Source organism: Catenulispora rubra (assembly GCF_015356825.1).
Taxonomy (GTDB): Bacteria; Actinomycetota; Actinomycetes; order Streptomycetales; family Catenulisporaceae; genus Catenulispora; species Catenulispora rubra.
The window spans coordinates 1-22,294 of record NZ_JAACYW010000195.1 but is presented as its reverse complement, the minus strand read 5'-3'; the positions used below and the strand labels follow the sequence as shown (position 1 = coordinate 22,294).

Annotated in this window: 24 protein-coding genes and 2 pseudogenes; 16 read left to right on the top strand and 10 right to left on the bottom strand. The window is 70.1% G+C overall.

The window, feature by feature from the left end; translation table 11 throughout:
* The first annotated feature begins 35 nt into the window (after positions 1-35).
* Both GWK61_RS37220 and GWK61_RS37215 read left to right on the top strand, forming a co-directional pair.
* Positions 36-275, top strand: a complete 240-nt coding sequence (locus GWK61_RS37220) for a hypothetical protein (RefSeq protein ID WP_194916402.1) — start codon at positions 36-38, stop codon at positions 273-275.
* Positions 272-1,006 carry a BadF/BadG/BcrA/BcrD ATPase family protein gene (locus tag GWK61_RS37215; RefSeq protein ID WP_194916401.1) on the top strand — a complete coding sequence of 245 codons (735 nt, stop codon included), beginning with the start codon at positions 272-274 and terminating at the stop codon, positions 1,004-1,006. Before GWK61_RS37220 ends, GWK61_RS37215 begins: the two co-directional genes overlap by 4 nt.
* Before the next feature lie 82 nt (positions 1,007-1,088).
* On the opposite strand, the gene GWK61_RS57330 is transcribed toward GWK61_RS37215, so the two are convergent.
* Positions 1,089-1,304, bottom strand: coding sequence for a hypothetical protein (locus GWK61_RS57330; protein ID WP_228563564.1), 216 nt, complete (start codon positions 1,302-1,304; stop codon positions 1,089-1,091).
* Here GWK61_RS57330 and GWK61_RS61030 point away from each other — a divergent pair.
* Positions 1,221-1,752: pseudogene (locus tag GWK61_RS61030) on the top strand (chromate transporter). The gene GWK61_RS57330 and the pseudogene GWK61_RS61030 sit on opposite strands and share 84 nt — an antisense overlap.
* A 21-nt stretch (positions 1,753-1,773) precedes the next feature.
* Here GWK61_RS61030 and GWK61_RS37205 read toward each other — a convergent pair.
* Together GWK61_RS37205 and GWK61_RS37200 are read right to left on the bottom strand one after the other, a co-directional pair.
* Complete coding sequence (locus tag GWK61_RS37205) at positions 1,774-2,649, bottom strand: universal stress protein (protein ID WP_194916400.1); 876 nt, start codon at positions 2,647-2,649, stop codon at positions 1,774-1,776.
* A gap of 91 nt (positions 2,650-2,740) precedes the next feature.
* Positions 2,741-3,937, bottom strand: a complete 1,197-nt coding sequence (locus tag GWK61_RS37200; RefSeq protein WP_194916399.1) for a cation:proton antiporter — start codon at positions 3,935-3,937, stop codon at positions 2,741-2,743.
* A gap of 769 nt (positions 3,938-4,706) precedes the next feature.
* Between GWK61_RS37200 and GWK61_RS37195 the strand changes: the two genes are divergently transcribed.
* The 4 genes from GWK61_RS37195 (at position 4,707) to GWK61_RS37180 (ending at position 6,303) form a co-directional block, all read left to right on the top strand.
* Entirely contained in the window at positions 4,707-4,886 is a 180-nt protein-coding gene (locus GWK61_RS37195; RefSeq protein WP_194916398.1) for a hypothetical protein, read from the top strand.
* On the top strand, positions 4,883-5,101 hold the full coding sequence (locus tag GWK61_RS37190; protein WP_194916397.1) for a hypothetical protein: 219 nt from the start codon (positions 4,883-4,885) through the stop codon (positions 5,099-5,101). Before GWK61_RS37195 ends, GWK61_RS37190 begins: the two co-directional genes overlap by 4 nt.
* A 132-nt stretch (positions 5,102-5,233) precedes the next feature.
* On the top strand, positions 5,234-5,536 hold the full coding sequence (locus GWK61_RS37185; protein WP_194916396.1) for a hypothetical protein: 303 nt from the start codon (positions 5,234-5,236) through the stop codon (positions 5,534-5,536).
* A gap of 98 nt (positions 5,537-5,634) precedes the next feature.
* The gene (locus GWK61_RS37180) at positions 5,635-6,303 is read left to right on the top strand and encodes a response regulator (protein ID WP_194916395.1); all 669 of its coding nucleotides are present in this window, start codon (positions 5,635-5,637) and stop codon (positions 6,301-6,303) included.
* Positions 6,304-6,333: 30 nt separating this feature from the next.
* On the opposite strand, the gene GWK61_RS37175 is transcribed toward GWK61_RS37180, so the two are convergent.
* Positions 6,334-8,106, bottom strand: coding sequence for a GAF domain-containing sensor histidine kinase (locus tag GWK61_RS37175; protein ID WP_228563562.1), 1,773 nt, complete (start codon positions 8,104-8,106; stop codon positions 6,334-6,336).
* Between the two features lie 105 nt (positions 8,107-8,211).
* On the opposite strand from GWK61_RS37175, the gene GWK61_RS37170 reads away from it, so the two are divergent.
* The gene (locus GWK61_RS37170) at positions 8,212-8,646 is read left to right on the top strand and encodes a pyridoxamine 5'-phosphate oxidase family protein (RefSeq protein ID WP_194916394.1); all 435 of its coding nucleotides are present in this window, start codon (positions 8,212-8,214) and stop codon (positions 8,644-8,646) included.
* A gap of 129 nt (positions 8,647-8,775) precedes the next feature.
* Here GWK61_RS37170 and GWK61_RS37165 read toward each other — a convergent pair whose 3' ends face one another.
* From GWK61_RS37165 to GWK61_RS37155, 3 genes are all read right to left on the bottom strand, one after another.
* Positions 8,776-9,987: a hypothetical protein gene (locus GWK61_RS37165; protein ID WP_194916393.1), complete on the bottom strand. Its 1,212-nt coding sequence runs from the start codon at positions 9,985-9,987 to the stop codon at positions 8,776-8,778.
* A 104-nt stretch (positions 9,988-10,091) separates the two neighbouring features.
* Complete coding sequence (locus GWK61_RS37160; RefSeq protein WP_194916392.1) at positions 10,092-10,550, bottom strand: hypothetical protein; 459 nt, start codon at positions 10,548-10,550, stop codon at positions 10,092-10,094.
* Between the two features lie 20 nt (positions 10,551-10,570).
* Positions 10,571-10,783, bottom strand: coding sequence for a hypothetical protein (locus tag GWK61_RS37155; RefSeq protein ID WP_194916391.1), 213 nt, complete (start codon positions 10,781-10,783; stop codon positions 10,571-10,573).
* Between the two features lie 210 nt (positions 10,784-10,993).
* Here GWK61_RS37155 and GWK61_RS37150 point away from each other — a divergent pair, with 210 nt between their 5' ends.
* The 7 genes and pseudogenes from GWK61_RS37150 to GWK61_RS37120 all read left to right on the top strand — a co-directional run bounded on the left by GWK61_RS37150 (position 10,994) and on the right by GWK61_RS37120 (position 16,302).
* On the top strand, positions 10,994-11,560 hold the full coding sequence (locus GWK61_RS37150) for a hypothetical protein (protein ID WP_194916390.1): 567 nt from the start codon (positions 10,994-10,996) through the stop codon (positions 11,558-11,560).
* 447 nt (positions 11,561-12,007) lie between these two features.
* Positions 12,008-12,679 (top strand): hypothetical protein, encoded by a 672-nt coding sequence (locus GWK61_RS37145; RefSeq protein ID WP_194916389.1) that lies wholly within the window; start codon positions 12,008-12,010, stop codon positions 12,677-12,679.
* Between the two features lie 346 nt (positions 12,680-13,025).
* Positions 13,026-13,898, top strand: a complete 873-nt coding sequence (locus tag GWK61_RS37140; protein ID WP_194916388.1) for a universal stress protein — start codon at positions 13,026-13,028, stop codon at positions 13,896-13,898.
* Positions 13,899-14,118: 220 nt separating this feature from the next.
* Positions 14,119-14,463 (top strand): hypothetical protein, encoded by a 345-nt coding sequence (locus tag GWK61_RS37135; protein WP_194916387.1) that lies wholly within the window; start codon positions 14,119-14,121, stop codon positions 14,461-14,463.
* Between the two features lie 176 nt (positions 14,464-14,639).
* A pseudogene (locus tag GWK61_RS37130) lies at positions 14,640-15,679 on the top strand (zinc-dependent alcohol dehydrogenase family protein).
* A gap of 24 nt (positions 15,680-15,703) precedes the next feature.
* Positions 15,704-15,943: a hypothetical protein gene (locus GWK61_RS37125; protein WP_194916386.1), complete on the top strand. Its 240-nt coding sequence runs from the start codon at positions 15,704-15,706 to the stop codon at positions 15,941-15,943.
* Between the two features lie 2 nt (positions 15,944-15,945).
* Positions 15,946-16,302 (top strand): hypothetical protein, encoded by a 357-nt coding sequence (locus GWK61_RS37120; RefSeq protein ID WP_194916385.1) that lies wholly within the window; start codon positions 15,946-15,948, stop codon positions 16,300-16,302.
* Between the two features lie 373 nt (positions 16,303-16,675).
* On the opposite strand, the gene GWK61_RS37115 is transcribed toward GWK61_RS37120, so the two are convergent.
* Positions 16,676-16,921, bottom strand: a complete 246-nt coding sequence (locus GWK61_RS37115) for an Hsp20/alpha crystallin family protein (RefSeq protein ID WP_194916384.1) — start codon at positions 16,919-16,921, stop codon at positions 16,676-16,678.
* A gap of 140 nt (positions 16,922-17,061) precedes the next feature.
* Here GWK61_RS37115 and ppdK point away from each other — a divergent pair, with 140 nt between their 5' ends.
* Complete coding sequence (ppdK, locus tag GWK61_RS37110; protein ID WP_194916383.1) at positions 17,062-19,761, top strand: pyruvate, phosphate dikinase; 2,700 nt, start codon at positions 17,062-17,064, stop codon at positions 19,759-19,761.
* 38 nt (positions 19,762-19,799) lie between these two features.
* On the opposite strand, the gene GWK61_RS37105 is transcribed toward ppdK, so the two are convergent.
* Positions 19,800-21,722 carry a PAS domain S-box protein gene (locus GWK61_RS37105; protein WP_194916382.1) on the bottom strand — a complete coding sequence of 641 codons (1,923 nt, stop codon included), beginning with the start codon at positions 21,720-21,722 and terminating at the stop codon, positions 19,800-19,802.
* Between the two features lie 100 nt (positions 21,723-21,822).
* Positions 21,823-22,294, bottom strand: a 472-nt coding sequence (locus GWK61_RS37100) for an ATP-binding cassette domain-containing protein (protein WP_194916381.1), incomplete at its 5' end; no start/stop codon positions are given.

The window sequence follows — 22,294 nt, the reverse complement described above, 5'->3', positions numbered from 1 at the left end:
CTCGGCCGTCACTCCATCGCCCAACGGAGGCCACGATGCCTACCCCGAACCTCGTCATCGGCGTCGATGCCGGCGGTACCAGCACCCGAGCGGTGCTGGCCACGACGAGCGGAACTCTCTGCGGCAGCGGCCGAGCCGGTGCGGGCAATCCGCTCGCGCACGGCGCGCAGCAGGCCGCCGCCGCGATCGGTACGGCCGTCCGATCGGCGTTGGGGACGCACGCCACGAAGGCGGTGGCACGGTCGTCGTCGGTCTGGCCGGCGATGGCGCGTTGACGGATCCGGCCACGGCCGCCGCCTTCGCCGCGCAGTGGTCGGGCATCGGGCTGCAATGCCCGGTGCAGATCGTGGGCGACGCCGTCGTCGCGTTCGCCTCCGCCGCCTGCGAAGCCGACGGCAGCGTGCTGATCGCGGGGACCGGAGCCAGCGCCGTCCGGATCACCGGCCGGTCGATCCAGGACACGGCAGGCGGCCTGGGCTGGCTGCTGGGTGACGAAGGCGCTGGATTCTGGCTGGGTCGCGGTGCCGTGCGAGCGTGCGTCGAGGCGCTGTCGGAACGTGTCGAATCCCCCGTCCTGGCCCGGCAGGTGTGCCGAAGCCTCGGCGTCGAGGACTCGGATCCGACCACGGTGATCACCGCAGCCTACGCTCGACCGCCCCTGGAACTGGCAACGCTGGCACCGCTGGTGACGGCCGCAGCACGGCAGGGCGACCCGGCCGCCGAAGGTCTTGTCGCAGCCGCGGCCTCCGAGCTCATCGCCACCTTGGCGAAGGTCCGGGGGCCCGGCCCGACGGTGCTCGCCGGGTCATGCCTGACGACCGGCAACCCGGTGGCGGAGTCGGTGGCCGCCCAGGCGGCAGCGTCGGGCGAAGTGCGATTCGCTGGAGCCGCGCAGGCGGGTGCGGCTTGGTTGGCCGCGGTGGGCGCCGGGGGTCTGGAGGCCGCGGCAGCGGCCGAGTTACACGCCGCGATGATGGAACGTGTCGAAACAGGCGGGGACCAGTAGTCCACCGTGGTTCCCTGGCGAGAACGCAGGTCCACGCCTCGTCTGCCACAGTTCGGGCGGTGAGCGAGATCGACAACCGCCCCTACCGGCGCTCTGCGGACACGCCCGGGAGACTGCGGCGATCGGGGCCGTCGTGGCGAGCACGATCCGGGACCGCGGCGGTGCCATGGTCGTCCATGCAGAAGCCGGTATCGGCAAGACCTCGCTGGTCACGATGTTCGTCGCCGGCCATCCCGAGATCCGGAAGCTGAGCGTCGCCGACCAGGCTCACTTGGCGGACCGCCTGCGCGCCGTTCACGGTCGGCTCGCCCCTCTGAGTATGCCGACCCGCATCCGGTGCGGATGGAACACCGACGCCCAGTTCCTGGACGTCGTGGCACTCGGTCAAGTCACCCCGGGGGCCGCGCTGCAGACTGTCGCCGTCGTGGGCTACGCCGCCCGGCGGCGGCTTGCTGGCCGCGCTGGTCACGTTCGGGCCTTCGTTCCTGTTCGTCATCGGCGGCGCCTCACGCTTCGACCGGCTGCGCGCCGGCCCCAGGGTTCAGGCCTTCCTCACCGGGGCCAGCCCGACCGTCGTCGGAGCTATCGCCGGGTCGGCGGTCCCGCTGGCGGCGGCGCTGCGGCACCTGTGGCAGTTCGGAATCCTGGCCGCCGCAGCCGGGTGGCTGCTGGTGGCGCGGCGCGGCGTCGTCAGCACCCTGATCGCCGCCGGAGTGCTCGGCGCCGGGGCCGCGATGATCGGTTGACTGGTCGGGTGACCTGCACCGTCACGGCAGCGGTACCACCGCGATCGGGCACGCGGCGTAATGCAGCAGCGTCTGGGTGACCGGCCCGATCTGCATCCCGTGGCGGCCCTCGCCGTGGCGTCTGGCCCCGGTCACGATCAGATCCGCGCGCTCTGCGGCCTCGACCAGCAGGCGGCCGGCGGAACCGGCGGCGACCTCATGGAACGACTGGACCTCCGGGTAGCGGCGCTGAACGGACTGGATCAGCGCCGACAGCCGGTCGTCACGTTCGCGCTCGATGAGCGCGATGTCGTCGGTGATTCCAGGGTCCTGCTGACCGTAGGACACGATCCAGGGCTCGTCCCAGACGTGAATCACGGTGATCCGGACACCGCGGCGGGAGGCCTCGGCGAAGGCGAAGTCGAGAACAGGTTCACAGTAGTCATCGATGTCCACCGCCGCCACGATGCGCTCGTGGGTGACGTCGGGCTCGCCGCGCACCACCAGGACCGGGCAGCAGGCGTCGGCCAGCGCGCGCATCGAGGTGGAGCCGACCTGCAGGCCGGTGAAGCCGCCCTGGCCCCGGCTGCCGAGCACCAGCAGGTCCGCGCTGTGAGCAGCCTGGGCGATGATCTTGCCGGCGGGGCCGACGAGCGCGTACGGCGTCGCCTGCACCTGCGGGTGGCGCTCGCGGACCCGGTCGACGCCGTGCTGTGCGACGGCCCCAGCCGTCTTGCGCGCGGTGTCCTCCGGATCCGTGTCCTGGGGCGACGGCGCCGAGCCGGAAGCGTCCGGCCGGCGGAAAGCGGTGACGACGTTCAACGTCGCGCCTCGCGTCGCCGCCTCGCGAGCAGCCTGTTCCAGCGCGACCTCGCTGTGCGGGGTCTGGTCGTAGCCGACCACGACGGTGGTCTTCATCATTCCTCCAGGCGCTCAAGCGTGGGCGTTGTTCGCACTGCTTCCACACTCGCCGCCCCGGCGGGCCGGCCCCAGGGCCCAAAGTCCCGGTTCAGATGGGCCGGTCGGCATCAGGCTCCAGCTCCGTGCCACTACGGGCATCGTGGGAATCCGTGTCCCGTCGTGCCGTACCCCGCGCGGCGATCGCCGCGGCGACGGCCGTCACCGCGAGGCCCACCAGAGCTGCGGTCAGGATCGCGCCGCCTTCCCCGGTCCGCAGCAGACCGGCCCGCTCGCCGATGGTGACCGCCGCGACCGGCACCCCGAGCTGCGCGCCGGCCAACACGGCGAGCGGCAGCGGCTGACCCAGCAGCCGGGCCGCAGCATGCACGGCAACGGTGGCCACCGCCAGAGCCCCTGCCAAGCCGATCAGGCGGGGATGCTTGATCAGGTCGTCGAGCTGGAGTGACGCGCCCAGCCAGACTAAGAACACCGGTCCGAGGAAACCATCGGCCACGGCGAACAGCTGACGGGCCAGCCGACGCGGCTCGCCCTGAGCCGCCAGTATCAACCCCGCCGCGAACCCCGCGAGCATCACCGACACACCGACCGCCTCGGCCAGGCCGGCCAGCCCGAACACGATGATCAACTGCTCACGCAGCTCCAGTCCGAGATGCCGGCGCCGGCTGAGCCGGTGCAGTCGACGCTGCCAGCCCCGCCCCCGGAGTTCGCGCACGATCAGGAAAACTGCCAAGCTTGCACCCCCTACCGCCAGCACCCCGAGCAGCGCGTGCCCGGCCCGGGACGGTTGCTCGGCCAGCGGCAGCAGCACGATCGCGGCGGTGTCCGCCATCGCGACATGGACCGTCATCACCAGCACCGGCGGCGAGGACAGCCCGGCGTCCTGGACCACCGGCAGCACCAGCGCGGCCGAACTCGACGCCAGCAGCACCGCGTAAAGCCAACCGTGCCCGGTCCCGAACACAGCGGCCACGCCGAACCCGGCCGGCACGGCCAACACCCCGGTGAACACCGCGAGTACTGCACCACGCCCCAACGCCGGCCGAAGCCGCGGCGCACCGACCGGAACGTGGCTGCCCGCGACCAGCATGATCAGGGCGAACCCGGCCTGCGCCAGGAACGCCAACACCTGCTCGTTCGGATCCACCCACCCGAACCCGGTCCGGCCGACGACCACCCCGGCCGCGATCTCGCCGGCCGCCACTGGAACAGCGCAGCGGGGCGAGACGGCCAGCAGCGGGCCGACCAGGCCGACGGCCAGCACCAGTGCGAGGACCGCCAGGCTCACGCGCTCCTCCTTCGATCAAGCGTCTCGTTCTTCATTGAACACCCCTCGTCGCCAGCCACAGGGGCACTCGACGTTCCGGCGTGCAGAAAGGGTCCGGCTTCCGTTGGGCGCACCACCTCACCCGCCTTGGTCTTCTGGCCGAAAACTGAGGTGTCCGCGCAGCTCGCACTTGCCCCGGCCAACAGCCGACCAAGGGGCGATCAGAACGTGGACCGAAAGCGATCCTCGCGGGCTGACCGGCGTCATTGGGCCGAATGGCACGTCGGGACTGTGTCCTCGTCTGTGGCGGGCTCTCGGACCCGCGCAGAAACTCACGGCGGCATTTGCCGGATCCATTCCCCACAAGCACGTGACAGGAGCATCTCGTGACGGCACCGACCCGGGTCGTCCTGTCCTCGGCGGTCGACTTCAACCACAACGGGCACTACCTGCACTGGGGCGTGATCCAGCTCCGGACGGGAGCTGGACCGCAGCCGTCCGGGGGCGTGCGGTGCGTACGTTCCCGCCGGACAAGCTGCTGCCCGACCCGGCAGCCGTCGTGGGTGGCCTCCTGGATCTATGTGTTCAGTGCTGACGCTCGAGGCGCTGTGCGCGGTCTTGGCCTCCGGCGGGCTGCTGGCGTTGAAGGGCCCCTCCTGGTGGCACGCGTCCTCGATCGGCCGCTTCATCAACGCCCTGCACCTGTGGAGCGTCGGGCTGTTCATGGCGTTCATGGTGATCCGCCCGTGGGGCAAGTTCTTCATGGCCGCCTGGCGCGGCCATCCGGGCGGTGACCTGGATCACCGGGGCCGCGGCCTTCGTGGCGTCGGTCGGCACCGCCTTCACCCGCTACCCGGTCCAGCAGCACTTCGACTCGCAGTGGATCGCTGACCAGGCCAAGGACGGCTTGAACTCCGGCGGGGTCGGTGCCTACTCCAACGTCTTGGACTTCTGCCAGATGCTGATGTGACACATCGTGCTGCTCCCGGCTGCCCTGAGCCTGCTGGTGGTCAGATCTCGCCGTTCAACCATTCCGGCAACGCCGACGCGCTCGTCTGGGGTCTGATGGCGATGCCGACCATGGCGTTCGTGCTCGTCCCCTTCATCCCCGGAGTCCGGTCCATCCCCCGCTACGTCCCCGTCCACCGGCTCATCTGGCGCGACCACTACCGGCACCGTGATTGACCGGTCGGGTGCGTCAGCACGTCCCAAGGACGGGCCGTTCGGCCTGGGCGCCTCAGGATCAAAGCCTCTGAAGCGTCCGGGCCGGCGGCACGATTCTTGGGGAAAGAAGGAACCCGCAGAGAGATCACCCCCATGAGTATCACTAGCAATGACCAGGCACCCCCGTTCCCGGACGCCACCCTACGGAGCCAGGACGCCTACCGTGACGTCCTGCTCGCCGTCCAACGCGCCTTGGCGGCGAACTGGGACGACGACCAGCCGCGCATCGCGGTGATCGAGCGCGACGGGATCGCGACCGCCTACGTGAGCACCGCCAGGTCCCTGCAGCCTGCAGCCCGGCTCGACATCCGCGGCGCGGTCCGGGCAGCGCTCGCGCCGTACACACCGCTCGCGCCTTACACCAGAGTCGTCTTCCTCCGGCGTGAAACGCCCTGAGCGGGCCACGAACAAGGGACTTTCGGCCCGACCCATCAAGCCGGCGGCACCCTATTGTTCAGAATAGGACGAGCGACCGGGTCACAGGAGGCGGCACCATGGACGGCGACAGCAGCGGCAAGATCGGCGTGTTCCTGCTGGACGACCACCAGGTCGTGCGGCGCGGGCTGAAGGACATGCTGGAGGACGAGCCGGACTTCGAGGTCGTCGGCGAGGGCTCCACCGCCGCCGAGGCCCTGGCCCGGGTGCCCGCGCTGCGGCCGCGGGTGGCGGTGCTGGACGTGCGGCTGCCCGACGGCGACGGCGTGATGGTCTGCCGTGAGCTGCGCTCGAAGCTGCCGGAACTGTCCTGCCTGATGCTGACCTCGTTCCCCGACGAGGAGGCCCTGTTCGACGCCATCATGGCCGGCGCCTCCGGCTACCTGCTCAAGCAGACCCTCGGCGCGGACCTGGTCGCGGCGGTTCGGACGGTCGCCGGCGGCGAATCGCTGCTCGACCCCAGGCTCGCCGCGAAGGTCATGGCCAAGCTGCGGGCCGCCGACGAGAAGAAGGACCCCCTCGCACAGCTGACCGCCCAGGAACACAAGGTGCTGGACCTGATCGGCGAGGGACTGACCAACCGCCAGATCGCCGAGCGCATGTTCCTGGCCGAGAAGACCGTGAAGAACTACGTCTCCGCGCTGCTGGCCAAGCTCGGCCTCACCCGGCGCGTGCAGGCCGCGATACTGGTCTCCGAGATCAAGTCCGAGCAGGCACGGCACCACTGAGGGACGTCGCGACGCGGTTCGACACCCGTGTCAGTCGTCCAGCGGCACCCGCCACACCAGGACGGTGCCGCCTTCCTCACCCGGCCCGGTCGTGAACTCCCCACCCAGCGCTGTCGCCCGCTCGGCGAGGTTGCCCAACCCGCTGCGCCGCCCACCCTCCGGCATCCCGACGCCGTCGTCGGCGATCCGCAGCACCAGCCAGCCGTCGGCGGTCGCCACGTCCACCTCAACCCTCGTGGCCTTCGCGTGCCGCGCCACGTTCGACAAGGCTTCGCGAGTGACCGCCAGGGCATGTTCGGCCACCTCGTCGGAGACCTCGAAGTCGACCGGGCCGGTGAACCGGACCGCCGGACTGAAGCCCAGCACACCCACCGAATCCTGGCACAGCCGCAGCACCTGCGACCGCAGCCCCGGAACCTGGTCGTCGCCGGCGCGCTCGGACAGCGCGAAAATGGTCGAGCGGATCACCTTGATCGTGTCGTCGAGCTCGGACACGGCCTTGTTGACCCGGTCCCGCACCGCCTGCTTGTCGGTGATCTTCAGCACCGACTGCAACGTCATGCCGGTCGCGAACAGCCGCTGAATGGCAAGATCGTGCAGGTCCCGGCCGATGCGGTCGCGGTCGGAGTACAGGTTCAGCAGATCGGCATCAGCGCGGCGGTCGGCCAGCTCCAACGCCACCGCGGCCTGCCCCCCGACCTCGGTCAACACGCGGGTGTCGACGCCATCGAAGGGCAGCGCCCCGAACCGCTTACCGGCGACCAGGACACCCCGGACCTTGCCCGCCGCACCCAACGGAGCAATGTAAGCCGGCCCCAAACCGAGCTCCCTCCACACCGGCTGGGGTTCCCGCTCGCCGTCGAGCACGGCGTGCCCGGCGCCCGCGGCGAACACCGAGCCGACCTCGGAGTCCGCGATCGGCAGGGACGCACCACGGACCCGCTCCGCGCCCAGCCCGGCGGCGACGTGGACCGTCAGGTTCTCGGCCGCCGCATCCGGAAGCATCACCAGCACCAGCTCCGCCCCGGCCAAGTCCCGCACCCGCTCGACCAACACCGCCAGCACGTCGCGGCTGTCGACACCGGAGAGCAGGCCACGGGTCAGCTCCGCGCTGACCTCCATCCGCCGCTGACGCCGCTGCGCCTCGTCGTACAGCCGCGCGTTGTCGATCGCCACCCCGGCCGCGGCGGCCAACGTGGTCAACAAGGTCTCGTCGTCGGCGTCGAACAGCGCACCGCCGCGCTTCTCGGTCAGATACAGGTTGCCGTACACCTTGTCCCGAACCCGGATCGGGACACCAAGGAAAGTCCGCATCGGCGGGTGATTGTCGGGGAACCCGAACGACGCCTCGTGCGCCGCGATATCCGGCAGCCGCAGCGGCACCGGGTGCCGGATGAGCTGGCCGAGCAGCCCCATGCCGGTGGGATACGGCCCGATCGCGTCGATCTCGTGCTGGGACAGCCCCACGGTGACGAAGCGTTCCAGGCGGTCGCCGCGGCTGTCGATGACGCCGAGGGCCCCGTACTGGGCGTCCACCAGTTCGGTGGCGGTGCCGATGATGGTGGACAGCACCTGGTCCAGCTCCAGACCGCCGGAGACCGCGAGCACGCCCTGCAGGAGCTGCTGGACCCGGTCCCGGGTCGCCCGGATCTGGGTCACGCGGGAGATCAGCTCGTCCAGCAGCTCGTCGAAACGCAGCTGCGGTAGCAGTGCGTTCCTCGGCTCGCCCGGCTCCCGATCGGCCATCCCCGAGCCGCCTTCCACGCGGTGCGAGCCGACGGCCCGCATCGGCATCCCTGTCATGGCCAGATTAGTCCGCGGGGAGTCGGCGGGAAACAGGACGTATGGCTGGCGAACAGAGTCCAAAGACCCTTACTGCGGGCCCCCGCCCACGGCGACGATCCAACCATGACCGTGGAGCAGAGAATGGAGCGATTCGGCGAGGCCGATGCCTTGGCCCTCGCCGCGACGGTGCCGGTCGGGCGGATCGTCTACAGCCGCTACGCCCTGCCGGCGGTCTTCATCGTCAACTTCAAGCTCGACGGCCGCGACATCGTCTTCCGCACCCGCAAGGGCGCGATGTTCGGCGCCGGAGTCGCCGGCTCCGTGGTCGCCTTCGAAGTCGACCGCATCGACGAGCAGGCACACGACGGATGGATGGTGACCTTCCTCGGCCGCGCCAAGCTCATCACCGACCCAGCCGAACAGGCCCGGCTGAGCGGGCTCGGCATCGAGTCCTGGGCGCCCGGCGAGCGGAACTACTTCATCAAGGTCGTGACAGAGCGCGTCGTCGGTCGCCGCATCCCGCACGGCGACGACGATGGCGACGACGAGGCCGGATAAGGGGGCAGACGGCCGGCCGCAGGCTAGCAGCCGGGGCGGCCCAGGCTGTGCCCGTACCGTGGTGCACCATGGGCATTGCCCGATCGCGATCGTGCCCGAGTAACCCCATTAGGCGGGGCTGGGCGGTCGTCAGGCCGCGTGGCCTCGACGCGAGGCGATGAGTCCGGGGAGAAGGTCGTTGAGGTCACGCAGGCGGGACAGCACATGTGTGCCCAGCCTCGTCACCACAGGGGATCTCTTGAGCTGGGCAGCGACGTGCTTGTCGGTCATGACGACATCACAGTAGGGGACCGCCGCGAACATCGCGTCGCTGTCACGTATGTCGTTTCCGGTCCAGGCCCTGTCGCTCATCCGGAAATTCTTCTCACCCAATGTCATCGCGACCGCGGCCGAGGGGACGTCGTCGAGGAACGCGGTAAGCCACTCCTTGCCGTGGGCAAAGAAATCCTCGACGCCTACTCCATAATGCGCCAGAGCGGCATAGAGCGCGTTGTCAAGCTCCCAGTACATCTGGCGGGCATGCACGATGTCACCGAGTTGGGCGAGGTGCGCGTCTCCGTTCCTAAGCCGCTCGGCGAGGTCACGTTCCCGCTGGACTCGTTGGTTTTCGATCTCTTCGAGCTCTTCAGGTCGATATCCGAGTGCGCGCAGCTCTTCCAACTCTGAGGGGTCGGGACCTCGCAACATCATGTACTCGCACAGTGTCCGGCAAACGGTCTCAAGATTGAAGACGGAGATTGCGGGCAGGTCGGGCGCCGTGCCGTCACGGCCCTCGATGGACATGTGCCCCAGCTCCCCGGCAGCAAATGAGACACCGAGTCCGAAGACCGGTATCGGCGCTGGCGCGGAACCGCCGAATCGCGACGCAAGTGCGGTATGGAGTTGGTGCTCGACGAAGACAGACCTTCCGATGATGGTGACAAAGCCACTGATCTCGGTGATGACGTCGGTAAGGTCAGTACGTTGCCGTAACGAGGCAATCCGGCTGACCTCCAGATACGTGGTAAATGTCAACGGCACCATCACCTCGCCACGCAGCGTGGTATCACGCAGCATCTCGTAGGCGACTTGATCGTGCGGATACTCCGGCCGTCCAAGTCGCGCCTTGGCCAAGGCCACCCAGTCCTTCAGGTCGAGGTACACCTTGAGGCGATGGTTCACGGCCGGGGCGAGTAGAGGGTACGGGCTTGTTTCGGTGCAGCGCCGTACAGCATTCGCGAAAACATCGGTCGGAACGCCGAACCGCTCCCCGGCCATCTCGAACATGGTCTTCATTGATGGCAGCTCCGGCTCGCCGGTGGAACCAGTGGCCGGCGAGCCGTTCTCGCTTGTATGGGTCATCCTTTTTCCTGCGTCACAGAGTGGTGAATGGGGATTCGGGCAGGATTCTGCTGCCGCGTCTCAGCGTAGTCGTCGACGCTGACAAGCACCGTGAGCGGCATCAGCTACATCAGCGGCTGCCCCGGGCTCGGGTTCTCGGCCAGCGCGGCGATGGTGTCGGGGATGTGCATCTTGCGGCGCGAGATCTCGGTCAGGCCGGTGACGGCCAGGGTGGCCACGCCAATGCCGAGGAAGGCCAGGCTCAGGCCGGTGACCAAGTAGGTGACCTCCCACGCCTGGTAGGCGCCCATCAGGGAGCCGCGCAGCGACTCGCCCATGAAAGCGGTCTGCTTCTCGCCGGCGAGCTTGGTGTCGGTGGGGGCGGCCATGGCCGCGGCGGAGACCTGAGAGTAGGTCTTGCCGCCAGTGGCCTCCTTGACGTGCGTTTCGATCATGTCGGCGTAGGCCTTGGCCTGCGGGCCGGCGTAGGCGGCCTGCGCGGCTGGCAGGCCCGAGGAACCGTGGGCCGGGAAGCTGATCAGCTGCTCGGTGAGCTGGCCGGTGACCTCGTGCTGGCCGTGCACGCCCTCGCCGCATTTCCGTGTCAGATACAGATCATGACCGGGCCGGCGGCGATCAGCGCGACGCCGGTGGCGGCCGCGATGCCGGTGGCCAGGGTGCGCGGGGTGATGTTCATGGCGTCCTCCGTGGACTTCGTCAGGTGTCTGATGCGGTGACACCGAAAGAGTCCTGCCTGCGCGACCGCGCCGAACCGGCCATGCAGCGCGTTTTCCGCCGCCGGGCCGAACTCGGGCACGAACACCGCCAGGCTCGTACCAGCCCCACCAGCACCCTCGCGGATGGTCCGGTCGGCACAGCACGTCGACGTGCACCTGATAGCGCGTGATCAGGCGGCTGGGCAGCCACCCCGGCAGCGGACAACGAACCGCCGGCACGCAACGCGGGCCGAGGCCGACGCGGTGAAGTTGGCGTTGACTGCGTTGCACGGAGGCGGGTGACCGAGCTGTTGGACGTCGTCCGCGACCTGCTCGCCCTGAACGCGATCAGCCTGTTCGAACCGGGCCGCCCGATCTCGGCCGACGAGTGCCTGGAGCCTTCGGTCGACGGTACGCCTGCGTGGTTTGTCATGGCCGGTGCCGGAGACAACCCCCCGGAGCAACCGACGCCTTTCACGGTGCCGTTGGGCTCGGAGGGCCTGCCGCTCGCGACCCGGTGCGCAATCCTGAGCTCGGCAGGCCTTCAGGTGCTGACCGCCAGTTCGGACCTGATCGCCGCAGCGCTCAATGGCATCCTGCGCCCCTATGTCCTAGCGGAACAGCCCGGCCTGCCGACCGGACTCGAGTCGGAGACATACCACCGGCTTGTGGACCTGGACGAAGTCGTCGCCGCAGTCCTCGACGACCTGGGGCCGGGCCACGGACTCGAAGTGACCCTCGCCGAGGACGTGCCGGGCGCGGTCGCCGACACCGCGCTCCGCGCTCCGCGCACGTGCGCTCACCGTGCTGGCCGCCCTGGCACTGCGCCCAAGCCCGAAAGACGAGCCCGCTCGTATCAGCATCCGCGCATCGGGTGACATGGTGGAGATCGCAGTCTGCGATGACGGTGGGGCGATGAGTCAGCCGAAAGCTGAACCGTCGGTGCGAATGGCGCGCTCCCTGCTCGACCCCATGCACTGCGCCTTACGGATGCGGTACGACCATGCCCGGACTCACCGCCACCGCGGAACTACCGGCAGCGGCGCGCGACGCTGAAGGTCGCCAGCGGAATCAAGGGCTGACTGAGCACGGCGCTTCCGGCCCGCTCGCCGAAGGCGCCGTAGCACCATCCGGCCCACCAGATCCAGGACCTTCGGCCCTGGGATACGCGCACTCACCGCGGTCGACTGGAAACACGGGGAGGGGCCCGAGCACGAAGCGCGGAGCAGCGAATCCCCCGTACCGCGCACCGCGCGATCACCGATCCGCGAGAGCGGAGCGGGCCCCTCCCCCGAACACAGCCGCGACCAGGAGGTGCGAGAACCATGAGGGTCTTGCTGACAGAGTCCGCACCGGGAGCGGCCGCCGAGTCTGAGACGCGGCTCCGCGAAGCCGGCTACGACATCTCGTTCTGTCACGCCGACCACCTCGTGGACGAGGACGGGTGCGTGGTGCTGCGCGGCATCGGCCAGTGCCCGCTGCGCACCGACGCCGACATCGGCGTGGTGGTCGACGTGCGTTCGGCTGACGCCCCGACGAGCCCGACCGCGCACGAGTTCGGTGCCTGCTGCGCGCTGTGCCACGTCCCGCTGGTCGTGACGGGACCGGCGGACACCGAGCGCTTCCCCTGGAGCGATGCCGCGGCGATCTGCCCGTCCGACGAGCTGGTCGGCGTCTGCGAGCGCCTGACCGAGCCCGTGGACGACCTCCTGCACCAGGACGCCGAACGGGTGGCACGGGAAGCTCCGCGGGCCAACGGCTGTGGCGTGGACATCGACGTCACGGTCACCCACGCCGCGGACTCCGCCGCGGTGTTCGTCCGCGCGCTGCGCCACGGCCGCAACGGCCCCGGGAGCCGGCCACCCAGATCAGAGCCACACGCCGGCGGCAACGGGTCATGGCTGCGGATACTCAACGCGATCTGGACGATCTGGATGACGAGCGGACCTACGTCGACACCAAGATCGCACGAAGCCGCGCCGCCACCGTCCAGCTGAAGTCCGATGCCGCAGCCGCGGAAGCCGACGGATGCACCGGCGTCACCGACGAACTCCGCGAGGAACAGTGGCAGGCCCAGGCCCAGGCCCTGCTCGCCGAGCTGGCCGAGGAGCGTCAAGCAATCGCCACAGCCGAAGGCCGGCTGCTCCGCCTCCGCAAACAGCTGGCAGACCACCTCGCGGACGACGACACACCTAGCGGGCCCTGCAGCGCCGAGTCCCTGACCGCACAAAAACCGGGTCCAACGGCCCGGAGGCCACCAGGACCTCACGCCCTGGCGCCGACGCCACCGTGCGACAAGCGTGAAAGGGAAGCCCAAGATCGCGTTCCGTCCTGGAGGTCCTCATGAATACCACCGTCGCCGTCGGATACGACCGCACCACACCTGGCGAGCGCGCGCTCGGCGTCGCCGCAGGCGAGGCGGCGCGCCGCGCCGCATCCTTGGTCGTCATCACCGCCTACCACTGGCTGACACCGCCCGAGCCCGGGGCCCTGACAGCCGCCGACACCGAGACGACTGCACGCAAGGCCGCCGAGGAGATCGCTCAATACGGCGCCAACCGGGTCCGAGCGCGGCACGCCGACCTGCCCGTCGAGGCGCGCGCCGTCGCCGGATACGCCGGCAAGGTGCTCGCCGCCGCCAGCCACGAGGCCGACGTGCTGGTGGTCGGCAACCGGGGCGCCGGCGGCTTCCGGGGCATGCTGCTGGGCTCCACGTCGATGCGCACGCTGGCCGAGGCCTGCTGCCCGGTGATCGTGGCCCGCGGCGACACCGCCGACGCCCACCGTCGGATCATCGCCGCCGTCGACATCGACGAGAACTGCGACACCGTCCTGGACTTCGCCTTCGACCAGGCCGCACGCCGCGGCGCCGGACTCACCGTGACGCACGTCTGGGACGAGCCCTGGATCGCTGCCTACGGCCAGCAGGACCCCGGCATCGCCGAGGACGTCGCCCGCATCGAACGCGAACGCGACGACCGGCTCGCCGGCCTCGTCCAGGCCGCCGGAGCCCGGCACCCCGAGGTCCACCCCTTCCACCAGCTCGCCGTCGGATCGGCCGCCGGCCTGCTGGTCGAAGCCTCCGGCCACGCGGACCTGCTGGTCACCGGCGCACGCCGACACGGCGAAGGGCAGCACGGCATGCTCCTCGGACCGGTCACCCAGACCCTGCTCCAACACGCCGAGTGCCCGGTAACGGTGGTCCCGCTGAGCTGACGCCGCCGCGGCCGGCAGTGCATCAGTCTTCTGCCGTCCTTCGCTCGCAGCGGGGTCCTCCAGCGGGGTCCTCCAGCGGGGCCGAAGGCCCTACCCGGAACCGGGCGTCAGTCCCCACATACAGGTGCCACCGGGCACTGCCGCCCCGGCCCGGACCAGACGAAGCTTTGAACAGGGCAATCATGGCCCTGCCGAACCCGACTTCCAGGGGGCAACCGTCATGACCATCCGATCGCTGGGCGTCCTCGCCCCGTCGCCGCGTCGCAAGCGGTGGTTCCCCGTGACCCGGCGGGGCCGTGAGCGGGCCGCCGTGGCGGCCGGGAACATGACCCTGGTCTCGGCCGGCACCCGTGTGCCGCTGTCGCTCATCGAGAACGACCCGATGCTGATGCACCTGACCGTGGACGACATGTGCTGGCGCCTGGCAGTCGAGGACCTGGACCGGCACCGGCCACACCGCGGCGACCGCTGTGCGCAGGACGCGTGGCTGGCTGATCGAGCGCAGCTGGAAGCCGAGCGGGAACGGCTGGCAGTGATGGTCACCGAGGCCATCAGCTCGCTCTAGGCGCTCACTACTCCCGCGGTGAACCACACCAACGGAACAGCCCCCCGGCGTCCGCGCCGGGCCGTTCGGCCCCCACCGCCGCCGGGCCCCACGGCACTACGCCCCCGTCCGGCCCTGTACGAGCCTGGAAATGGAACGAACGGACCCCCACCGCCCAACCCCCTGGAGGTCATGTCATGAAGGGGCTCGTCTACGGCGGACCCGGCGAGAAGGCGTGGACCGAGAAGGCCGATCCGGTCATCACCGACCCCGCGACGCGATCATCGGCGTCAACGCGGTCACCATTTGCGGCACCGACCTGCACATCCTCAAGGGCGACGTCCCCGAGACCACGCCGGGTACCGCGCTGGGGCACGAGGCCGTCGGCACCGTCGTCGAGGTCGGCTCCGGTGTCAGCACCCTGGCCCCCGGCGACCGGATCCTCGCCTCATGCATCTCCGCCTGCGGCGCCTGCCGCTACTGCCGTATCGGCTTCTACGGCCAGCGTCTGGCCGGCGGCGGCTGGATCCTCGGCCACACCACCGACGGCATGCCGGCCGAATTCGCGCGGCTGCCGTTCGCGGACCTGTCCACGTACAAGCTCCCCGACACCGTCAGCAACGAGGCGGCCGTCCTGCTCGCCGACATCCTGCCCACCTCCTACGAGGTCGGCGTGCTCAACGGCCGGGTGCAGCCCGGCGACACCGTCGCGGTGGTCGGCGCCGGCCCCATCGGACTGGCCGCCATCCTCACCGCACGGCTGTACTCCCCCTCCCACATCATCGCCATCGACAAGGCCGAGTCCCGGCTGCAGGCCGCCAAGCACTTCGGCGCCTCCGCGACGGTCCGGCCCGACGAAGACCCCGCCGAGGTGGTGCGGGCCCTGACCGGCGGCCTCGGCGCGGACGTGGTGATCGAGGCGGTCGGCGTCCCGGAGACTTTCGAGCTGTGCACGACGCTGGTCCGCCCCGGCGGCCACGTCGCCAACATCGGCGTCCACGGCAAGCCCGCCACGCTGCACCTGGAAAGCCTGTGGATCAAGAACGTCACCATCACCACAGGACTGGTCGACACCTCCTCCACCCCGACACTGCTGCGGATGCTGGAGTCCGGGCAGCTCGACGCCGGCCCCATGGTCACCCACCGCTTCGCGCTGGACGAGTTCGAACACGCCTACCGCGTCTTCAGCGACGCCGCGGACACCGGCGCCCTGAAGGTCGTCCTGACCCGGAGCTGACCGCTCACCGAAAGGCGGCACATCATGAACCGCAGGATCCCGGCCGCACTGGCCGCCGGCGGGCTGCTCGGATTCGCTGTGGCCGCGTACCCAGCCCTGGGGCGGGACCGCTACCTGAACTGGGGCGCCCGCCCGGACGAAGTCGCCCGGCAGATGCCCGGCGACAAGCTGCTGCCCGACGCCCCGCTGGTGTCGACCCGCGCGATCGGCATCGCCGTGGCGGCACCTACACCTACGACTGGATCGAGAATCTCCTCGGCCTGAACATGCACAGCGCCGACGAGATCATCCCGGAGTTGCAAGACCTCTCGGTCGGAGACACGATCCCGCTCGGCGACAAGCTGCGCATGTACATCGAGATCCTGGAGCCCGAGCACACGATGGCGATGCGCTCCGACGACTGCACCTGGGTGCGGGAGTTCGGGACACTGTCCCTGTACCTCATGGAGCCGGGCAGCCTGGTCATGGAGCGGAAGATGCTACTCAAGATCAAGGAACGCGCCGAACGGTCGGCCCACGCGGGCCACTGCAAGGACGACGGAGGCCGTGGGTTCCACCCGGTCACGAGCAAACGCCTTTACCCGCCACTGCGACGACGTGCTGGCACCAAGGTGGCACGTTGAGACACAGGCGGGGTGACCGGAATCCGCCGGTCACCCCGCCTCGTCATCCCGCTGTAGGGGCCGATACCGCGACGAATATGCGATACGTTCTCGGCCCCGCCTCGTGTTGCGAGGAGATGTGGGCGGACAATTCACTCACGAGCACCGATTAACGCCAACGAGCGGACACGGCAGTGACGATGCCGGTGGACAGAACGGCTCCACGCAGAGGTGGAGGAAGCCCGGGCGAGGTTTCACGCCCTTGTCGGCACGGCCTCGCCGGAGGATCTCCGGCAAGGCTCAGACGGGACCCGGTGGAGCAACGAGCCACTGCTGTTCCACATGCTGTTCGGCTGCCTCACCGTGCGGGCCCCGCTGTTCGTCATACTGATCGTCAGTCGGTGCTTCTCGGACGAACGCTCAGCGTGCCCTCAGAGACCACCAGCTCGACGTCGTGTTCGGGGTCGATCCCGGGGATCTCGGCGGACAGCACGTAGATACCGTCCGGCTCGAAGCGGTCCTCCACCCGGATCGGGTGGAGGACCAGCTTCGGACACCAGTCCAGCATCACGAACGGGTCGAACAGGTCACGCAGGTCCGACAGCGGCACGAACTGGTTGCGGCGACTGGTCTCGGCCATAGGCGGCTCTCCCCTTCGACGGAGGATTTCCGGACGCTTCTCAAACAAATCCCCGAAGCCGCGTCGCAGGGCTGAACGTCCCGGGCCTCAGCAGTCCTACGGCCCTGGGCCGGACCGTTGCAGAGCTGGACGCTGGTGACATGGATAAATACGTGTACGAATTCGCCGACGGCGGTCGGCACATGGCGAACCTGCTCGGCGGCGAGAGCGCCGGCCTGGCCGAGATGACCCGCATGGACCTGCCGGTCCCGCCCGGCTTCACGATCACCACCGAGGCCTGCCGCTTCTACCTCGAACACGGCCGGGAACCCGCCCGGCTGGCCGAGGAGATCACTCGTGCGTGGACGCAGCTGGAGGCCTCCGTCCACAAGCAGTTCGGAGCCGACCGGCCGATGCTGGTCGCGGTGCGGTCCGGGGCTGAGATCTCGATGCCCGGCATGATGGACACGGTTCTGAACGTCGGACTCGGCGACGAGGCGGTCGAGCAGCTGGCCTCGTGGTCCGGCGACGAGCGGTTCGCCTGGGAGGCCTACAGCCGCTTCGTCCGGTCCTTCGCCGAGACCGTGCTGCGCCTTCCGGAATACCTGTTCCGCACCGCCGAGGCCGACGTCCGGCGCAGCGCCGGGACGACCGCGACCGGCGAGCTGGACACGGCGCGCCTGAAGACCCTGACCCACGTCTACCAGCACATCGTCCGCCACGAGACCGGCGACGCGATCCCCCGCGATCCGCGCCGGCAGCTCGAACTCGCCGTCCGCGCCGTCTTCGACTCCTGGAACGGTGAACGCGCCCGCGCCTACCGCAACCGGGAGGACATTCCGGAAGACCTCGGCACCGCGGTCAACGTGTGCCTGATGGTGTTCGGCAGCCTCGGTCCGAATTCCGGCACCGGCGTGGCCTTCACCCGCGACCCGGCCACCGGCGCGCCCGGGGCGTACGGGGACTACCTGCGGCGCGCCGTCGGCGAGGACATCGTCGCCGGACTTCGCAACACCGTGCCGCTGACGGAGCTGGAGCGCCTCGATCCGGCTTCCTACGCGCACCTGTGCGCCAACCTGCGGGCGCTGGAAACCCACTACCGCGACGTGTGCGACATCGAGTTCACCATCGAGCGCGGCACCCTGTGGATGCTGCAGACCCGGATCGGCGAGCGCGGCGCCGAGGCCACCTTCCGCATCGCCTCCGACCTGGTCGACGAAGGCGTCATCACCCCCGACGAGGCACTGGGCCGGGTCACCGGGGAACGGCTGGCCAGGCTGCTCTTCCCACGGTTCGCAGACTCAGCACACGGACACCCTTCGGCCCACGGCGTGGCCGCCTCCCCGGGCGCGGCGGTGGGCCGGATCGTCTTCGACGCCCACAAGGCCGCCGACCACAAGGCGAAGGGCCAGAACGTCATCCTGGTCCGGCCGCAGACCCGGCCCGAGGACCTGCCCGGGATGCTCGCCTCCATCGGGCTGCTCACCACCTCCGGCGGCAAGACCTCGCACGCCGCGGTGGTGGCACGCGGCCTGGGCATCCCGTGCGTGTGCGGAGCCGAGCGGATCGAGCTGGACCCGCACCACAAGACCCTGACCCTGCCGGACGGCACCCGGCTGCACGAGGGCGACTTCCTGTCCCTGGACGGGTCGACCGGCGACGTCTTCGCCGGCCGGACCCCGCTGGTGACCTCGCCGGTGGCCCGGGAGTTCCTGCACCCGGCCGGCGGCGCGCCACAGTTGTGGCCGGGCCCCGAGCCGGCCCACGACGAGGCCGTCGTGCACGCGGTCCAGCGGGTGCTGGGCTGGGCCGACCACCACCGCCGGCTGGGAGTGCGCGCCAACGCCGACACCGCGACCGAGGCCGACCAGGCCCGGGCGTTCGGCGCCGAGGGCATCGGCCTGTGCCGCACCGAGCACATGTTCCTCGGCGACCGCCAGCCGATCGTGGAGCGCCTGATCCTGGCCGAGACCGCGCAGGAGCGCGGGGCCGCCCTGGCCGAACTCCTGACGGTGCAGCGCGAAGACTTCCGCGCGATCCTGCGCGTCATGGACGGCCTGCCGGTCGCGGTGCGGCTCCTGGACCCGCCGCTGCACGAGTTCCTGCCGGACCTGACCGAGCTGGAGATCCGGCACGCCACGCTGGACGACCGCAGCCGGGACCGCCGCCACACCGCCCGGCTGCTGGAAGCCGCCCGCCGGACGCACGAGCAGAACCCGATGCTGGGCCTGCGCGGCGTGCGGCTCGGCCTGACCTCCCCCGGGCTGTACGCGACCCAGGTCCGGGCGCTGGCCGAGGCGGCGGCGCAACTGCGGGCCGAGGGCGGGGACCCGAGGCCGGAGATCATGGTTCCCCTGGTCGGGGACGTCCGCGAGCTGCGGCTGATCAAGCTCCAGGCCGAACAGGTGCTGGCCGAGGTGAGCGCGAGCACCGGCATCGAGGTGTCCTGCCCGATCGGCACCATGATCGAGCTGCCGCGCGCCGCACTGACCGCCGGCGATCTGGCGGCCGACGCGGCGTTCTTCTCCTTCGGCACCAACGACCTGACGCAGACCACGTGGGGGTTCTCCCGGGACGACGCGGAAGCCTCGTTCTTCCCGGACTACCTGAAGCACAAGATCTTCGACGTCTCGCCGTTCCAGACGATCGACCCGGTGGTCGGTTCCCTGGTGACGCAGGCCACCGCGGCCGGGAAGTCCGCGCGGCCCGGGCTGGAGACCGGGGTGTGCGGCGAGCACGGCGGCGACCCGGCCTCGATCCGGTTCTTCGACCAGGCCGGGCTGGACTACGTGTCCTGCTCGCCGTTCCGGGTCCTGGTCGCCCGGCTCGAAGCCGGGAAGGCGGCGCTGGAGAAGGAGTGACAACGCGCCCGGGCGGCCGCTCGCAGACCTGAACCGGCTCAGCCCCGCGGGGGCGCGACGGTACACCACACCGTCTTGCCCCCGCTGCTCGGTCTGGTCCCCCACGCCTCCGCCAGCGCCTCAACCAGCATCAGGCCCCGGCCCGACTCGTCCTCCGCGCCGGCCTTGCGCGCCCGCGGCCCGCGGGTGCTGAAGTCGGTGACCTCCACCGTCACCCGGTCCTGGAAGCCGAGCAGCCGCAGCGTGACCGCGCCGCCGCGTCCGTGCCGGACGGCGTTGGTCAACAGCTCGGAGGCCAGTAGCTCCACAATGTCGCGGGTCTCGGCGTCCGGGCAGTCCCAGGTATCGACCGTCGCCACCGCGAACTCACGACCTATCGCGACGCTGCGCTGTTTGCTCGGCAGGTCGACGACCGCCGTCGCCTTCGGTGCCTCGGGCATGCGGATCAGGACCAGGGTCACGTCGTCCCCGCAGTCGCCGTCGACCATGATCCCGTCCACCACCGACTTCACCGTCAGCTCCAGACTGTGGCCGACCTGCGACGCCGCACACAGCGCCGTCGCCAAGGCCCCGATCCGTTCGTCTATGTCGCTGCGCGGAGTCTCGACCAGACCGTCCGTGTAGAACGCCAGCGTGGCCCCCGACGGCACTGACAGCTGCGCTTCCCGGTGCAACGAGCCACCCACACCAAGCGGCACCGAGACCGGAGCAGGCAGCCGGTAGGCCCCGCGTCCGTCCTCGCGGACCACCAGAATCGGCAGGTGTCCGGCGGAACAGACCACGACTGTGCCCGGATCCGGGTCGATCACCAGATAGCAGCAGGTGACCAGCTGGTCGGGGAGGTCGGCGACGATCGTGTCCAGGAACTGCATCAACCGGCTGGGCGAAGCCCCGGTGCGAGCCAGGGCGTTGGCGGCCGAGCGCAGCTGCCCCATGACCGCCGCGGCCTCCAGCCCGCGGCCCATGACGTCGCCGATGAGGACCCCGACCCGGCCGTCCGGAAGCGGCACCATGTCGAACCAGTCGCCGCCGACGCCGGCGCCGGCGGTGGCCGGCAGGTAGCAATGTGCTGCCTCCAGGCCCGGCGGCTGCGCCGGAGTGCCCATCAGCGCGTGCTGGAGAGTCAGGGCTATGTGTTGCTGCTGCTGGTACAGCTCGGTCAGCTCCCGCTGCGCGCGGGAGAGCTCGGAGATGTCGCGGGCGATGGCCGCCGCACCGACCACGGCGCCCAGGCCGTCCCGCAGCGGGGACAAGGTGACGTCGACGTCGACCAGCCGGCCGTGCTTGGCCACCCGCAGCGTCTCCACGTGCTCGACCTGCTCGCCGGCGGCCAGGCGGCCGATCAGGTTCTCGTACTCGGCGCGGCGGTCGGCCGGCAGCAGGATCGCCATGGTCCGGCCGACCGCTTCGGCCTCGGCATAACCGTAGAGCCGCTCGGCGCCGGCATTCCACGACGTGATCCGGCCGTCCAGGGTCATGGTGCTGATCGCATCCTGGCTGGAGGAGACGATCGCCGCCAGATCCCGGATCTTCTTGTCGGCGGCCCGCCGCTCGGACACATCACGGATCGCCGCCGAGAACAGTGGACCGTCGTCTTCCTGCAGCGGGCTCAGGGAGATCTCGACGGGGAACTCCGAACCGTCCTTGCGCAGCCCGAACAACTCCAGCCCGGCTCCTATCCCCCGCACCTGGGGATGGGAGCTGTAGCCCTCGCGGTGAAACTGGTGCGGTGCGCGGAACCGCGGCGGTACCAGCAGCTCGACCGGCTGCCCGAGCAGTTCGGCGCGCTCGTAGCCGAACATGCTCTCGGTTTGCGCGTTGACCAGGAGGATGCGCCCGGCCCGATCGACGATCACCATCGCATCGGGCGCGGCTTCCAATAGCGCGCGGAAACGCCTTTCCGCGTGAACCAACTCGTCTGCTCCGTCGGCGACGGATAAGTCGCCACCATCGATCGACATGCCGTACCCCACAGCGTCTGATCGCGATCACCACACACGACGACGGATCCCGGGACCCACCGTGACCGTCCCGTCCCGCCCCGCGACCGCCCTCGGCCATTCAACCATCGTTCGTCACGCCGCGTCCGGGGAACATCGCGATCTGTGAGAGGCAGGGCTCGGGAACTCCCATATCGAAACCGAACCCTTGCGGGATATCCCGGATACTGTGACCGATGCGCAGGACGGTCCGGTGCCGCAGTTCGCGGCGCAGGTTCTCGGCGATGGTGGTGTCGAACAGGTGCGCGTCCTGATCACAGACCACGACGATGCTCCGGACCGTGTCCGGATCCATGTCCCGGAGGTCCACGCCGTCGATGCGGACGCTCCCCACGGTCGGGTCCAGACCCCGGGCCGCGACGGTGGCGACCGTGGACTTGCCGACACCGCTGGGCCCGGACAGGACCATGTGCTCACCGGCACGCAGCCGGAACGACACCTCGTCGACGGCAAGCCGGTCGGACCCGGGCCAGGCGGCGCCGACCCGGTCGAATTCGAGCACGGAGGCCGGACCCCAACCGGCGGGGGCGGGC

Coding starts and splice junctions, on each gene's coding strand:
- GWK61_RS37135 (WP_194916387.1), top strand. CDS start 14,119: ATGACCATCCGATCGCTGGGCGTCCTCGCCCCGTCGCCGCGTCGCAAG.
- GWK61_RS37180 (WP_194916395.1), top strand. CDS start 5,635: ATGGACGGCGACAGCAGCGGCAAGATCGGCGTGTTCCTGCTGGACGAC.
- GWK61_RS37115 (WP_194916384.1), bottom strand. CDS start 16,921: ATGGCCGAGACCAGTCGCCGCAACCAGTTCGTGCCGCTGTCGGACCTG.
- GWK61_RS37145 (WP_194916389.1), top strand. CDS start 12,008: ATGAGGGTCTTGCTGACAGAGTCCGCACCGGGAGCGGCCGCCGAGTCT.
- GWK61_RS37125 (WP_194916386.1), top strand. CDS start 15,704: ATGAACCGCAGGATCCCGGCCGCACTGGCCGCCGGCGGGCTGCTCGGA.
- GWK61_RS37140 (WP_194916388.1), top strand. CDS start 13,026: ATGAATACCACCGTCGCCGTCGGATACGACCGCACCACACCTGGCGAG.
- GWK61_RS37105 (WP_194916382.1), bottom strand. CDS start 21,722: ATGTCGATCGATGGTGGCGACTTATCCGTCGCCGACGGAGCAGACGAG.
- GWK61_RS37165 (WP_194916393.1), bottom strand. CDS start 9,987: ATGACCCATACAAGCGAGAACGGCTCGCCGGCCACTGGTTCCACCGGC.
- GWK61_RS37120 (WP_194916385.1), top strand. CDS start 15,946: ATGCACAGCGCCGACGAGATCATCCCGGAGTTGCAAGACCTCTCGGTC.
- GWK61_RS37170 (WP_194916394.1), top strand. CDS start 8,212: ATGACCGTGGAGCAGAGAATGGAGCGATTCGGCGAGGCCGATGCCTTG.
- GWK61_RS37175 (WP_228563562.1), bottom strand. CDS start 8,106: ATGACAGGGATGCCGATGCGGGCCGTCGGCTCGCACCGCGTGGAAGGC.
- GWK61_RS37220 (WP_194916402.1), top strand. CDS start 36: ATGCCTACCCCGAACCTCGTCATCGGCGTCGATGCCGGCGGTACCAGC.
- ppdK (WP_194916383.1), top strand. CDS start 17,062: ATGGATAAATACGTGTACGAATTCGCCGACGGCGGTCGGCACATGGCG.
- GWK61_RS37185 (WP_194916396.1), top strand. CDS start 5,234: ATGAGTATCACTAGCAATGACCAGGCACCCCCGTTCCCGGACGCCACC.
- GWK61_RS37205 (WP_194916400.1), bottom strand. CDS start 2,649: ATGAAGACCACCGTCGTGGTCGGCTACGACCAGACCCCGCACAGCGAG.